General features: G+C 44.9%; 12 protein-coding genes. 5 read left to right on the plus strand and 7 right to left on the minus strand.

Features of this window, described 5'->3' with window-relative positions; genetic code table 11:
- Positions 1-300: 300 nt before the first annotated feature.
- Positions 301-1,125 carry a CDP-diacylglycerol--serine O-phosphatidyltransferase gene (gene pssA / locus KO501_RS12475; RefSeq protein ID WP_216030009.1) on the minus strand — a complete coding sequence of 275 codons (825 nt, stop codon included), beginning with the start codon at positions 1,123-1,125 and terminating at the stop codon, positions 301-303.
- Between the two features lie 342 nt (positions 1,126-1,467).
- Here pssA and xdp1 point away from each other — a divergent pair, with 342 nt between their 5' ends.
- Both xdp1 and prsT read left to right on the plus strand, forming a co-directional pair.
- Entirely contained in the window at positions 1,468-2,376 is a 909-nt protein-coding gene (gene xdp1 / locus KO501_RS12480) for an exosortase-dependent surface protein XDP1 (protein WP_216030010.1), read from the plus strand.
- A gap of 84 nt (positions 2,377-2,460) precedes the next feature.
- The gene (prsT, locus tag KO501_RS12485; protein ID WP_216030011.1) at positions 2,461-5,274 is read left to right on the plus strand and encodes an XrtA/PEP-CTERM system TPR-repeat protein PrsT; all 2,814 of its coding nucleotides are present in this window, start codon (positions 2,461-2,463) and stop codon (positions 5,272-5,274) included.
- Positions 5,275-5,324: 50 nt separating this feature from the next.
- Here the strand turns inward: prsT and clpB are convergent, their stop codons facing one another.
- The 3 genes from clpB to rluD form a co-directional block, all read right to left on the minus strand.
- Positions 5,325-7,895, minus strand: coding sequence for an ATP-dependent chaperone ClpB (gene clpB / locus KO501_RS12490; RefSeq protein ID WP_216030012.1), 2,571 nt, complete (start codon positions 7,893-7,895; stop codon positions 5,325-5,327).
- A gap of 133 nt (positions 7,896-8,028) precedes the next feature.
- Positions 8,029-8,745, minus strand: a complete 717-nt coding sequence (gene pgeF / locus KO501_RS12495; RefSeq protein WP_216030013.1) for a peptidoglycan editing factor PgeF — start codon at positions 8,743-8,745, stop codon at positions 8,029-8,031.
- A 2-nt stretch (positions 8,746-8,747) separates the two neighbouring features.
- Positions 8,748-9,731, minus strand: a complete 984-nt coding sequence (rluD, locus tag KO501_RS12500) for a 23S rRNA pseudouridine(1911/1915/1917) synthase RluD (protein ID WP_216030014.1) — start codon at positions 9,729-9,731, stop codon at positions 8,748-8,750.
- A gap of 166 nt (positions 9,732-9,897) precedes the next feature.
- Here rluD and KO501_RS12505 point away from each other — a divergent pair, with 166 nt between their 5' ends.
- Positions 9,898-10,665, plus strand: a complete 768-nt coding sequence (locus tag KO501_RS12505; RefSeq protein ID WP_216030015.1) for an outer membrane protein assembly factor BamD — start codon at positions 9,898-9,900, stop codon at positions 10,663-10,665.
- Positions 10,666-10,708: 43 nt separating this feature from the next.
- Here the strand turns inward: KO501_RS12505 and KO501_RS12510 are convergent, their stop codons facing one another.
- The 3 genes from KO501_RS12510 to KO501_RS12520 all read right to left on the minus strand — a co-directional run bounded on the left by KO501_RS12510 (position 10,709) and on the right by KO501_RS12520 (position 12,674).
- The gene (locus KO501_RS12510) at positions 10,709-11,383 is read right to left on the minus strand and encodes a ChrR family anti-sigma-E factor (protein WP_216030016.1); all 675 of its coding nucleotides are present in this window, start codon (positions 11,381-11,383) and stop codon (positions 10,709-10,711) included.
- Positions 11,376-11,987 (minus strand): sigma-70 family RNA polymerase sigma factor, encoded by a 612-nt coding sequence (locus KO501_RS12515; protein ID WP_216030017.1) that lies wholly within the window; start codon positions 11,985-11,987, stop codon positions 11,376-11,378. Before KO501_RS12515 ends, KO501_RS12510 begins: the two co-directional genes overlap by 8 nt.
- 111 nt (positions 11,988-12,098) lie before the next feature.
- Positions 12,099-12,674, minus strand: coding sequence for an LON peptidase substrate-binding domain-containing protein (locus KO501_RS12520; protein ID WP_216030018.1), 576 nt, complete (start codon positions 12,672-12,674; stop codon positions 12,099-12,101).
- 110 nt (positions 12,675-12,784) lie between these two features.
- Here KO501_RS12520 and KO501_RS12525 point away from each other — a divergent pair, with 110 nt between their 5' ends.
- Both KO501_RS12525 and KO501_RS12530 read left to right on the plus strand, forming a co-directional pair.
- Positions 12,785-13,261: a nuclear transport factor 2 family protein gene (locus KO501_RS12525; protein WP_354667832.1), complete on the plus strand. Its 477-nt coding sequence runs from the start codon at positions 12,785-12,787 to the stop codon at positions 13,259-13,261.
- Positions 13,258-13,977: an SDR family NAD(P)-dependent oxidoreductase gene (locus KO501_RS12530; protein WP_216030019.1), complete on the plus strand. Its 720-nt coding sequence runs from the start codon at positions 13,258-13,260 to the stop codon at positions 13,975-13,977. The genes KO501_RS12525 and KO501_RS12530 overlap by 4 nt, the downstream gene beginning before the upstream one ends.
- Positions 13,978-13,980: the final 3 nt, after the last annotated feature.

Raw genomic sequence — 13,980 nt, forward strand, 5'->3', positions numbered from 1 at the left:
TTATAAATTGTTAAAGAACGTCGCTTAAGCCTTGCTGTATGCCGTCTCAAGCGGGATGCGTATAATACTCCGCATCATTTATTTGTCAATCATTTTTTTGAAGTTTTTTGCACTCTCAAAATGATTTTCATCACTCTTAAATCAGGCGTTTCGTTGAAGCCCCTGAAGTGAGGAGGCGCATTCTACTCATCTGATTGAGATGGTCAACCCCTATTTTAAATAAAAACAAAAAAAGCGACCTGACCGGTCGCTTTTTAATCGCATTGTTGTTATTTAAAACAATAAAGCCGTTATTTATAATTACTCTTTCTTATCCGATGGTGAATCGGCATCGGTATCGTCACCCTTTAGCTCGGGTTCCACCTCTACAAAGTCCGCATCTTTATCTTCATGGTCACCGACCACATCATCTAAAGTAACCTTATCCACCGTTCGGAATGTATTGATAGGCCCAGCCAATGCATAAAGAGCAAAAACCAAAAATAATACTAAGGCTGGCTCTGTGGCAACAATCACAAAGATGAGCATAATCACCAACAGTGCCACAAACGGTACTTTCCCGTTCCAATTCACTTCTTTAAAGGAGTTGTACTTAAAGTTACTCACCATAAGTAACCCCGAGGCCCCTGTAATAAGCGCCACGATAACGCCATAGTCATTACCGTTTACATCGTACTCAACGCCAACCCAAACGAGTCCCGCTACCACAGCGGCCGCAGCTGGACTGGCCAACCCTTGGAAGAAACGTTTATCGGCAATGCCAACCTGGGTGTTAAATCGGGCTAAACGTAGTGCCGCACCCGCCACATAAATAAAGGCTGCTAGCCAGCCTATTTTCCCCAGCTCGCTCAAGCCCCAATTATAAGCCACTAATGCCGGTGCCATACCAAACGACACCATGTCTGCCATAGAGTCATATTCTGCACCAAAGGCACTTTGCGTATTTGTCATTCTTGCCGCTCGACCATCGAGACCGTCGAATATCATAGCAACGAAGATTGCTACCGCTGCGGCTTCAAACGCCCCATTCATTGAAGCAACCACAGCATAAAACCCAGAAAACAGCCCTGCTGTTGTCAGCAAGTTGGGTAACAGATAAATACCTTTTCTTTTCGAATCCGTCATTAAGTCCTCTTAACTACAAATTTTGATCGTCTTATTATTTCATACATCTGTTGTTGGCGCACGGAACAAAAATAGCGAGCAAAGCCACTTTACTAACTTCACTATGAGTATTTAAAGCAATACCCTTTCAAAGAAATCGCAATTTCTAGCTAAACCACTGATATATAGGAATTATATTTTTTCTTTATACTTTTGAATGATGTCAACTTTCTTTACGCCATGTAAAGCCGAATTCTAACTTGAACCTAAAAATTACATAATTAACAGAAGGATATAGATATGGCGCAGTTCGTGCTAGAAGAAATTTGAGGTATATAAATGAGGTATAAGGGGTTCATAATAATGAAACTAAAAACAATAGCGTCAGTGACAAGCCTCGTGGTGGCAAGTGCGCTGTCCGCTCCCACAGTGGCCGGTGGCTACAGTGGTGGCTGGCATAGTGGTTGTGGCACAGGAAGCAATACCGGTGATGGGTGTAATGCATCAGCTTATTTTGAAGATGACTTGATGTATAGCCTGGCCAATGATGGTATCACCAACGCAGAAATAGATGGTGTTACCATTAATGCATCTGCGTACTCCGATACCGGCGGTCAAGAAAGTATCGGTACCTATTATGGCTACGATGTAAGAGCCGATACAAACGTAGTTTCTGCTGATCTACAACAATACGGAGAAGGCTACGGCGTCATCAATGATGATGAAAAAGGCAAGTCGCCGGATCACTCTGTTGATAATCAATCAGAACAAGGGTGGGAATATGATAGTGGTGCAGGCTCGTACTACTATAATATCGACACCGACTACGATTACATTCTGCTATCTTTTGACGAAGAAGTTAATGTAACCGGCGCCACTTTCAGCTGGCTCTGGAAAGATGACGACACCCAGATCTCTGTAGCAGCTTTAGACGATACATCTATGCTTGATTCCGGCTCTAATTCCTGGGGTGATATTGCAGGAGATGCATTAGCAGTGGGATCTTTTGATGTGTTAAATTGTGACGATACTGATCTGGCTATGATCGACATCGACAGTGTATTTTCTCAATATTGGATCATCGGTGCTTATAACACGGTATTTGGCGATATTGGCGAATCCATGTATGACGATGGCTTTAAACTCGCTTCGGTAGGCTTTACTACCAAGCCAAGTGATAAACCGGTAACAGAAGTTCCTGAACCCGGCACCTTTGCTATGCTATTTATGGGTGGTGCTTTTGCCATGTGGCGTAGAAAGCGTCAATCTTGATTTAGTGAAGTGACAAACCTATAAATCATTGGTCCTAAAAGGTGGCGTTTGCCACCTTTTTATTCAGCTGTAGTCAGGTGTATTATGAACAACCTACGAATAAAAACCTTTTTCATTCCCGTACTATTCTTTGCCTTATTGGTTTATATCAGTAGTTTGTCCGCTGCCGCGGCGAGTACCTTCGAAGATTATGAAAAAGCCCTGGACGCTTATAATAAAAAGGATTACCAAACCGCCTTTGTCCACTTAAAAAATAGCCTTCAACAAGATCCTAACAACCTTACCGCCAAAATATTAATGGGCCGCCTTTTACTACAAAATGGTTACGTTAGGGCTGCAGAGTTGGAATTTAAAGAATCCATGGAAATGGGCGCCGACTTGAACCTTGTAGCAGGCTCATTAGGTACGTCTTGGTTATTTATGAACCGTTACCACGACATCGTAAACTTTACCGACTATAAACGCTTGGGTTCTCAACAAAAGTCGGCTTGGCTACAAATTCGAGCTACTGCCTGTACAAAGTTAGGCAACGAAGCTTGCGCGAAAAAAGCGTATGAACAAATGCTAACACTGCCTTTCGATAGGGATGATGCGTACACGGGGTTGGCCGCCATAGCGATGCGCAAAGATGATCTTAAAACAGCCGCTGACTTGTTAGCCAAATCCAAGGCCATCAATCAAGACAATGCCATTTTATGGCGATTAACTGCACAGTTGTCTTTTCGCAATGGTGATGTGAACACGGCCATCGAAAACTTTAAACATGCCCTATCACTAAATAGTGACGATCCCATCGCATTACGTAACCTCGTCAATATTTATATCGCTCGCGACGATTATGCCAGCGCGAGACAGTACGTGGATGAAATTATGGCCCGTACCCCCGACGATCCTCTCGCAATATTGCTAAATAATTGGCTGATGACCCAAGAAGACACCGTCACAACCAATACCGCCGAAATTCAAAAGCTCGGCAACACCTTGTCTGAATTATCACCGGATGTGGTGGAATCCCAACCTCTACTTATTTACATCAGTGCCTTAACGGCCTACTTCAATGGCAATATCGAAAAAGCAGTGGGCGATTTCGAGCGTTATTTGGCAAAAAACCCAGACGATTTACAGGGGATAAAATTGTTAGCCAAAGCGTATATATCAACACAACGCCCAAAACTCGCTTTGTCTTTATTAGAGCAAAAACAATCGGTTCTTATGCAAGATCTCAATGCGGCCCTGTTGCTTGGTGATTTGCTAATAGAACAAAACAAAAGTTTTCGGGCTAATAGCTTAATTCGAACGCTAGAAGCACGCTATCCCGACTCTTTACAACTGCAACTTTTTAAAATTAAGTTGATGACGGTACGCGGCCAAGAAAAACAAGCCCTCGCTTTGTTAGACGCTAACTATGAGGCACAACAGCTGAATCCTACCTTCTTATTCACTTATGCCTCCATGAAGATGCGTTTCCGCGACTTTGAAGATGCCCATAAAGCGGTCGATGGATTGATCAAAATATTCCCGCAAAAATCCGATGTTTACAATTTAAAAGCGTCCTTGTTTATACAACAAGAAGAGTTTGATAAGGCGCGAACCACATTGAACAAAGCCCTATCTCTTAACCAAGAAAGTTTTGCTGCACGATTTAATTTAGCGTCGCTAGATGCCAAAACTGGCAATATTGCAGCGTCGACCCAGCGACTCGACGCCCTACTCGCTCAGGTGCCCAGACATGTTCCATCCCAATTACTTAAAGCGCAAAACCTTATTATTGTGGGTAGTATTGGCGACGCAGAAAAAATGTATAAAAATGTATTGGCCCTCAACCCTAATAATCAAGAGGCTCGCGTTAAGCTGGTACAAATAAGTGCCAAAAGAGGCAACCTAGATGATGCCCTTTATCAACTAGACAAACTACTTAAAAAAGATTTTGATAACCCCACCTATGTGTTGCAGAAAGCCGATATTCTGATCTCATTAGAACGTTACCAAGACGCCGAAAAATCCCTTGTATTAATCGAGGAGATGATTCAAGACAAACCCAAGATGTTAGAGCGGTATGGTAATATCCTGATCAAACTGCGCCGTCCTGACGAAGCGTTAGTTAGCTTCAGCAAAGCCCGAGAACTAGCCCCCTATGATAATGAACTGGCATTACACACAGCCAAATTGCAAATAGCCCTTGGAAAGGTGACACAAGCGGCTAGCACCATCGCCTCGCGAATAGACTCAAATCAAGACAACCCTAACTTCTGGTATGTCGCAGGGTTATTAGCAGAAAAGAAAGCAAACTATACAAAAGCTGCACAGGCATATTCTCGCGCTTTAACCCTTTCGGCCAATTTCGCTCAACCATTACTTGCCGCATACAAAATGGCGAGCCGGGGTAACAACCCAAATGGTTTTATTGCCATTGCCAGGGGGTTGATGAAACGACAGCCCGAGTATCTACTGCCAGCAAATCTACTTGCCCAACATTTTTACTACAGTGGCGAGTTTGATAAAGCCATCCCCATTTATGTTCAATTGGCCTCCCTGCCCCAAGTCTTGAATAAATCTAAGGTGCTAAACAGACTTGCAGAAATGAGCGCACAAACTGATACCTTACAGGCCTCAAAATGGATAGCACAAGCCTATAAACTTAAAAACAGCGATCCAGAAATACTCGACACCTATGGCTGGGTGCTTGCTCATGAAGGCAAATATCAAGAAAGCTTAGAGATGTTGAGACGTTCCTTTAGCCGTCAGGCCACGAATCCCAAATTACGTTATCATTTGGGCTATACCCTCGCTAAGATGGGTAGAGATATTGAAGCAAGAGAACACTTAGAAATTGCCGTTTACAGCGACGAGGACTTTATCGGTAAAGCTCAAGCTGAGAAAATGCTCAACTCCTTGTAATACCTATAAAAATGGCTGCGTATATGCAGCCATTTATTATGTTTTTAGGTTTATACGACGAAAAACTCATCATCTTTCACATCCACCCGAACCGTTGATTCAGGTAATAGTGCACCGGAAAGTAGCTTTTGCGCCAATGGATTTTCCACTTGGGTTTGAATGGCCCTTTTAAGAGGACGGGCACCAAAGATAGGATCAAACCCTGCCTCTGCCAATTTATCCAACGCAGCACCAGACAACTCCAATTTATAGCCTTTCTCAGTTAAGCGCTGACGTAATGCGGCGAGTTGAATTTTAGCTATGGCCTTAATTTGCTCTCTGCCCAGCGGATGGAATACCACTAAGTCATCTACCCGGTTAATAAATTCAGGGCGGAAATGCTGACTAACCACGGCCATAACACGGGCTTTCATTTCGTCGTATTGACTATCATCATGGGTATCTTGAATGACGTCAGATCCTAAATTCGAGGTCATGATAATCACGGTGTTTTTGAAGTCGACGGTACGCCCCTGTCCATCCGTCAATCGCCCATCATCCAGTACTTGTAGCAAGATGTTAAACACATCGGGATGTGCCTTTTCCACTTCATCAAGCAAAATCACCGAATAGGGTTTTCTGCGCACAGCCTCGGTTAAGTAGCCACCCTCTTCATAGCCGACATAGCCAGGAGGCGCCCCCACTAAACGCGATACCGAATGTTTCTCCATAAACTCAGACATATCGATACGCACCAAAGCGCCTTCGGTATCGAACAGGAATCCAGCTAGCGCTTTAGACAGTTCGGTTTTCCCCACCCCCGTTGGGCCTAAAAACAGAAATGAACCAATGGGTTTATTGGGATCAGAAAGCCCTGCTCTTGACCGCCGAATGGCATTAGAAACCGCATTTACGGCCTCGCCCTGCCCCACGACCCGTTTATGCAGTACTTCTTCCATACGCAATAATTTGTCTTTCTCGCCTTCCAGCATTTTGGCGACAGGGATCCCCGTCCAACGAGACAAGACTTCAGCAATCTCATTGTCTGTGACCTTGTTTTTCAGCAGTAAGGTTTCCTGAGTTTCATTCTCTGCGGCTTTTTCCAGCTTCATTTCCAGCTCGGGAATACGGCCATATTGCAGTTCTGACATACGGTTCAAATCTGACGCCCGCCGCGCAATTTCAAGATCAAGCTTTGCTTGTTCTAACTTAGATTTAATTGCTTGGGTACCTTGCATGGCATCTTTTTCTTCACGCCATATTTTATCTAAGCCACCCAGTTTATTTTCAGCTTGCTCCCGCTCTAGCTCTATCATCTCAAGACGCTTGTGACTGGCGTCATCGGTTTCTTTAGCGAGTGCTTGCTCTTCTAATTTCAATTGAATGATACGACGTTCTAAGCGATCCATATCTTCTGGCTTAGAATCTATTTGCATGCGAATGCTAGAGGCAGCTTCATCAATTAAATCGATGGCTTTATCTGGCAGTTGTCGATCGCTAATATACCGATGGGACAAGGTTGCTGCCGCTACGATGGCCGGGTCGGTAATGTCTACCGAATGATGCAGTTCATAGCGTTCTTTTAAGCCTCGCAAAATGGCGATGGTGTCTTCCACACTGGGCTCGTCCACCTGCACCTTCTGGAAGCGGCGCTCCAACGCGGCGTCTTTTTCAATGTACTGGCGATATTCATCAAGGGTGGTGGCTCCCACGCAATGCAGTTCGCCTCGAGCAAGAGCGGGCTTTAACATATTACCTGCATCCATGGCGCCATCAGATTTACCGGCACCCACCATGGTATGTAATTCATCGATAAAGAGGATCACTCGCCCTTCTTCTTTCGACAATTCATTTAGCACCGCTTTTAAACGTTCTTCAAATTCACCACGATATTTTGCGCCTGCAACCAAGGCCCCCATGTCCAGCGACAATACCCGCTTGTCTTTTAAGCCTTCCGGCACTTCGCCATTTATAATGCGTTGAGCAAGCCCTTCAACGATGGCCGTTTTCCCCACCCCTGGCTCGCCAATCAGTACCGGATTATTTTTAGTTCGTCTTTGCAATACCTGAACGGTACGGCGAATTTCATCGTCGCGGCCAATAACCGGATCCAGCTTGCCCTGTTCGGCACGCTCAGTAAGGTCGGTGGTAAATTTCTCCAACGCTTGTCTAACATCTTCGGCGTTCGGGTCGGTCACTTTCTGTCCACCGCGCATTTTATCAATAGCACTTTCGATGTGCTCTTTGCTGATATTGAGGCCTTTGAAGATATCCCCCAATTTCCCTTTGTCTTGCAACGCAGCCAACACAAACATCTCGGAAGTGATGTATTCATCTTTCCGTTGCTGTGCAATTTTATCGCACAAATTTAATAAGATGCCGCTTTCTTTGCTCAGTTGCACATCACCACCAATCCCTTCCACCCTAGGAAGGCGATCGATAGCTTCTGCCAGTGCGGAACGTAAGGCGTTTACATTGACCTGGGCTTGATCCAGCAATGGACGCACTGAACCGCCTTGCTGATTGAGCATGGCGGTCATAAGGTGAACAGGTTCAATAAACTGATGATCCCGCCCTAATGCCAATGACTGGGCGTCGGATATGGCTAATTGGAATTTACTGGTGAATCGATCTAACCGCATGAATAATCCCCTAATAACACAATGCTATCTATGCTGTTTTTATGGGTGCTAAGCTGCAGGTATTCAAGTTAGATGAGGCAATATCGTGCTGTTTTATTGATCGGAATCAACAGAATACGGCATCGGTAAACGACTATTTGAATCCGATCACACTTACTTGTCTGCCACAGGGTACTTGCTGGCATTGGCTGCTACGACGATGAGAAAAAAATAACGCTGGATTCGAGTAGGTACATAATCCCGACAATGTGACTCGTTTCACCCCAGCTTGCGCCAACTGCGCCTTCGCCACCGCAGGTAAGTCCAGCATAAACTTTCCCTGGGTAGCACCCGGTAGAATAGCTTGCGGCCAGCGAGAAAATGCCTCACTTACCGCACCGGATACTTCGTAACATTGTTGACTAATCGCCGGCCCTATCCATGCCAAAAGCGTATCCGGCGCACTAAGGAGTTGTTTAAGTGTGTTAGGAATAACTCCCTTCACCAACCCTTGCCATCCCGCGTGAATCGCCGCTACCTCATCTCCGCGCTCATTTACCAGTAAAATAGGCAAGCAGTCAGCGGTCATAATGGCACAAGCAAAACCCTTGTCGCGACTAATTACCCCATCGGCATCATATTCTGTGGTGGGTAGCGTTACGCACCGATTACCGTGCACCTGATTAAGCCAAATGAGTTTTTCGTGATAAGGCAGCTTGCGCCGATTTTCCTCGACGGTCTGTTCGCAATCGCCCACATGCTTACCCACATTCAAAGATGCATAAGCCTTGCTGCTACCTCCACCTGCACGGGTAGTGGTATAGGCAAAAACATTCTCTGGCACGGCCCAATCGGGTGTTAATACAGCCATGGTCAGATATCGTTCATACCATTTATTTTGGTATCTTCACGCACGCAGGCTAACAACGAAACCATGTCATCGGGTAACGGTGCGCGCCATGTCATCCACTCGCCGGATACCGGGTGAAATAAAGACAGTTGCGCCGCATGTAGGGCCTGACGAGGGAAGGTTCTCAACATATGTACGCATTCTTCAGTGGCACCTTTGGGCAATCGAGGACGCCCGCCGTAAACCGGATCCCCCACCAATGGATGCTTGACGTGAGCCATATGCACACGAATTTGATGAGTACGCCCTGTCTCCAGTTTTAATCGCAGATGGGTGTGAGCACGAAACTTTTCCATCACCCTAAAATGGGTAACCGCCGGTTTACCTAATTCTCGCACCGCCATTAAGGTTCGTTTAGTCGCATGCCGTCCGATGGGTGCATCAACAATCCCGCCAGCCACCATTGTGCCGTATGCTAACGCCTCGTATTCTCGGCTCATCACCCGCTCTTGTAATTGATCAACAAGATGGGTTTGGGCCGGCACGGTTTTCGCTACCACCATTAAGCCGGTAGTATCTTTGTCAAGGCGGTGAACGATACCCGCCCGTGGTACCACATCGATACCTGGCACATGAGCAAGTAAAGCATTTAGCAATGTACCATCCTGATTACCTGCGCCGGGGTGCACCACCATGTCAGTGGGTTTGTTTATGATTAAAATATCATCATCTTCATAAACAATATCCAACGGCATGGCTTGGGGTTCGCTGGTGGTTTGCACATCCATGGTTGCACGCACAACAATATTTTCACTGCCCATCACTTTATGTCTGGGTGTGGTCAATATTTCGTTATCAACTGAGACACTTCCCTCTAAAATCCAACTTTTTAACTTAGAACGGGAATATTCAGGGAACAAATCAGCTAAAACCTGATCTAAACGCTTACCAAAATGGTGTGATTCAGCGTTTGCCTCTAGTATGACGGTATTCTCAGACTGGGTCATAAAACTCTTTCGCTGTTACAAAAAGCGTATTATACCAACCTTTACACCAGTTAAACGGAAACTTTCCGGTTTTTATGTAGAGTTTGCGTGTTTGAGTGCGCTAGAATGCCGTTACACATAATGCAGTTTAATGTATCAGTCGGTTAAGCAGGAATAGACAACAGATATGAAATCAATTCGATTAGTGATGCCCTTAGTCTTTGGTGTCATGGTTAGCGTAGCAGGTTGCAGTTCATCTGACGATTCTGAACAACGCGCGGCTTTGGCTAACATGGGCGCACAGCAGATGTATGAAAATGCTAAGCGCAATATGCGTAATGGTAATTTCGGCGCAGCAGCCACCACATTAAGTGAACTGGATTCACGTTACCCTTTTGGTCCGCTATCTAATCAGGTACAGCTTGATCTGATTTATAGCTATTACAAGTCAGGCAAAATCGACGAAACTTTGGCAACCATTGATCGGTTTATTCGCCTCAACCCGAATCATGCAGATGTCGATTACGCTTACTACATGCGAGGGCTTACCAACATGGAAGCCGACTCCAATATGTTTCAGGAGCTGATGCGAATTGATCGCTCCGACCGCGACCCCTCTAAATCTCGGGAAGCCTTTGAAGATTTTAGACGACTTATTTTGCAATACCCAGACAGCAAATATGTTGCCGATGCAAAAAAACGCATGCTGTTTATCAAAAGTCGTTTGGCTAAATATGAAATTGCCATTGCCCGCTTTTATATGCGTCGGGAAGCCTATGTGGCCGCCGCTAATCGTGGTCGTTATGTCATTGAGCATTTCCCGGATTCAGACCAGATTCAAGCCGCTCTGGAAATTATGGTGTCCAGCTATAATTTACTTGGTCTTGATGAATTAAAAGAAAACGCCATGAAAACACTGCGTCTTAACTTTCCGAACAGTGATTTTATTAGCTAGTTAAAAGCGGATTAGATAAAAAGCACTTTCGAGTGCTTTTTTTTTATCGAAAAAATAGATGGCTAAAAGGATTTAGCAGGCGAGCAAGACCGGATGTGAAATGAAGCGGTTGGTCTAAAACACTAAACACTAGACAACCATCAAGGGAATCAGAATGAGGTGAATGAATATGCTCATGGCTCATAGAAATAAAATCGCCAGTGCGGTATCGATTTAACTCGTCACAGAACTCGCCATCTAACACCAACGTATACTCAGTTCCGCGGTGCGTGTGCTCAGGTACAGTGCCGCCTCGACCCATGTAGATAAAAGTCGCAAGTCCCGTGGTATCTAAATCCACCGGTGCCTGCCACAGTTTACCCACCAAACCAGACCAACTGCCTGTTTTGCACAAGATACGCTGCAAGGTAAGAGGTAATGGAAACCTTTTACCGTCAAGCTCAATGGATGTTTGTGCTGGCGTTGGGGCAATTTTGCCTTTGAGCGGGGGAAGTTGGGTGATGTGTTCGAACATACTGTCAAACCGAGCGGGGTCAGGTTCACCCGTAACAGGAAAATCAAAAATTTCGGCTGATAAAATAGAGGTATGCTGATGAACGATTTGCTGACATCGCGTACACATGTCGCAATGGGCAGCAATTATTAGCGATTCAGAAAGAGCCAGAGAACCTTGTGCAAATTGCAAAAGGTGCTCAGGCTCCGGGTGAAACCTAGCCATGATCGTGAAGCATACCTTTAAGTCGTTGCAATGCTAATCGAGTTCGAGATTTAACTGTCCCTAAAGGGATACTCAGTTCGTCAGCCACTTCTTGCTGTGACTTACCATCAATATAGATCGCCTCTATAACCGCTTTTTGTTTAACGGGTAAATCTTCAAACATAAAGCCTATTTGCTCTAACGTTATTTGTTCGTCGAGAGGTTTTTCGTTGGCATCAGCAGTTTGCTCACACAATACCGGCCAAAAATCGTCTGAACACACGTCTTCTTTTCGATTTTGCAGTTTTCTAAGCATATCAAATCGGATATTACGTGCAATGGTGAAAATCCACGTGGAAGGGCTGCCCTTACTTGCGTTGAACAAATGGGCCTTTTGCCACACGTTAGACATGGTGTCTTGCACCAACTCCATGGCCAGCGCTTCGTTACCCATTTGCTTTAAGGCGTATGAACGCAAGCGGGGGGCAAAGTAGCCAAACACTCTGGCAAAAGAGCGCTTACAACGGGTTTCAGCAACTTTAACGATATAGTCTGACATTTCAGTCGCACATTCTTTTGGCTTAACTGCGCTGTTACTTTGTTCCAAGGGAATTCCAACTAACATAAGTATTTGTCCATATCCTATCAGGTTAATAGTTGCTATAGACGTCGGAATCACGAAGATGACAGAATTGTAATCTTGAACTATTACACCGTGTAAATATTTCACAGTGTGCTACTGAACAAGTGCAGATACGTAATTGAATAATTTCCTGCAATCTTGTTGTTCAAGAAAATACTGTTTCTGTTTTGCGCCAATGGGCAAGAGTTCTAACCATCGCTGTAACACCCAATGAGCATCGTCGAACCTAGGGTTCTCGTACAGCATTGCCAATTCATCGTAGCACGCAAATATATCTTGTAACCGTTCGTCCATAGGTGAAATCTCTTGAGGCGATATCTCACAGGTCCACGGCGGTAATCGCTTGCATTGTCCAATGCGTAAACCGTCTGGTTCTGCAAAGATGTTTTCGACCTCTACACAGTACTGTCCAGCAACCTTTATGCCAAGCAGACCATCTTCTAACAAATCAAAGTCGATTACCTTTGCTACCGTGCCGATAGGATAGATATGTTGGTGGGTTGATTTCTCTCCCTGCGCATTGAGCATACACATCACGAATTCTCCGTTTTTCGCACAGGCCTCTTTCACCATGCGCACGTAGCGTGGCTCAAAGATTCGTAGCGCCATTCTGCCTTCCGGAAGAAGGTGTGCTGATAGTGGAAAAAGTGGCAGGGGTTGGGTGTTCATAAATGACTATTGTTGTGCTTTATTTCCTACTTATTACGAGACGAAATCGTTTTGGATCGCCGTAAAATTGTAGTTAATCCGAAAGTCTAATTAAGGTTTTTGATCTTACAGTGAGTAAGAATGGTATACAGGTAAGTCGTTTTTACACACTTACTCACATGACCCTCATAGAAAAGTTTTGCGCTTTATATTCATCCCTCAATGACGTTAACCCCGATGAGCTTGGCAGCATCTACTCACAAGATGTGGAATTTATCGATCCCATCGCCCATCACCACGGCTTAGACGCGGTTAAATATTACTTTGCTCAGTTGTTAGACAACACCAAAACTTGCGCATTTGACATCAAAACCATTACACCTAGCGCACCGGGCGAAGACATTCACTACACGATTACATGGGTGATGACACTGGTACTGAAAGGTAAAACTGATCCCATTGTCTTGGATGGCATTACTATCTTGAAAGTGAGCAATGAGAAAATTCATTATCACCGAGACTATTATGATCTTGGCGAAATGGTTTACCAGCATATCCCCATCTTGGGGTGGGTTATCGGCAAAATAAAATCAAGGTTACAGTCATGAAGACCATTCTTGTTACAGGCGCTACGTCGGGTATAGGGAAGGCATTTACGCTTCACGCCGCTGAGCAAGGCTATAATATTATTGCTTGTGGGCGTAACGAAGAAGTGCTTAACGCGCTGTCAGCTTCAGCGCGAATTACAACCAAAAAATTTGACCTTACATCACTGGATGACACCAAGGCAGCGTTAGCATCGGTGCAATTTGATATTGCGGTACTTAACGCCGGTAATTGTGAATATGTTGATGTGGAAAATTTCGATACCGCTATGTTTCGTCGAGTCTTTGAGATTAACTTTTTTGGCATGATACATAGCGTGGAAGCATTACTTCCACATTTACGCCCCCACAGTCAGTTGGTCATCGTAGATAGCATGGCCCGATTGTTCCCATTTACCCGTAGCCAAGCCTATGGTGCCAGTAAGGCCGCGGTACATTATTTTACCCAAAGCTTAAACGTAGACCTCGCAGCTAAACAAGTGCTTGTTCAGCATGTTTCCCCCGGTTTTATTGATACGCCGCTTACGGAAAAGAATGATTTTGACATGCCCATGAAGATTTCTGCAGAACAAGCAGCAAAGGCTATGCTTAAAGGTATCGAGAAGAAAAAACAAAACCTGTACTTCCCTTCGGGGTTTGGCTGGATCATGCGTTTTTTACATGTTCTACCCACAGGTATTCAGCAGTGGTTGTCAAAAAAAATGAGACAACAGCAGTAAGGA

It is taken from the genome of Alteromonas sp. C1M14 (genome assembly GCF_018860965.1).
Taxonomy (GTDB): Bacteria; Pseudomonadota; Gammaproteobacteria; order Enterobacterales; family Alteromonadaceae; genus Alteromonas.

Bases quoted from the DNA above. Each gene is read 5' to 3' on its own strand.
- pssA (WP_216030009.1), bottom strand. From the start codon at position 1,125: ATGACGGATTCGAAAAGAAAAGGTATTTATCTGTTACCCAACTTGCTG.
- xdp1 (WP_216030010.1), top strand. From the start codon at position 1,468: ATGAAACTAAAAACAATAGCGTCAGTGACAAGCCTCGTGGTGGCAAGT.
- prsT (WP_216030011.1), top strand. From the start codon at position 2,461: ATGAACAACCTACGAATAAAAACCTTTTTCATTCCCGTACTATTCTTT.
- clpB (WP_216030012.1), bottom strand. From the start codon at position 7,895: ATGCGGTTAGATCGATTCACCAGTAAATTCCAATTAGCCATATCCGAC.
- pgeF (WP_216030013.1), bottom strand. From the start codon at position 8,745: ATGGCTGTATTAACACCCGATTGGGCCGTGCCAGAGAATGTTTTTGCC.
- rluD (WP_216030014.1), bottom strand. From the start codon at position 9,731: ATGACCCAGTCTGAGAATACCGTCATACTAGAGGCAAACGCTGAATCA.
- KO501_RS12505 (WP_216030015.1), top strand. From the start codon at position 9,898: ATGAAATCAATTCGATTAGTGATGCCCTTAGTCTTTGGTGTCATGGTT.
- KO501_RS12510 (WP_216030016.1), bottom strand. From the start codon at position 11,383: ATGGCTAGGTTTCACCCGGAGCCTGAGCACCTTTTGCAATTTGCACAA.
- KO501_RS12515 (WP_216030017.1), bottom strand. From the start codon at position 11,987: ATGTTAGTTGGAATTCCCTTGGAACAAAGTAACAGCGCAGTTAAGCCA.
- KO501_RS12520 (WP_216030018.1), bottom strand. From the start codon at position 12,674: ATGAACACCCAACCCCTGCCACTTTTTCCACTATCAGCACACCTTCTT.
- KO501_RS12530 (WP_216030019.1), top strand. From the start codon at position 13,258: ATGAAGACCATTCTTGTTACAGGCGCTACGTCGGGTATAGGGAAGGCA.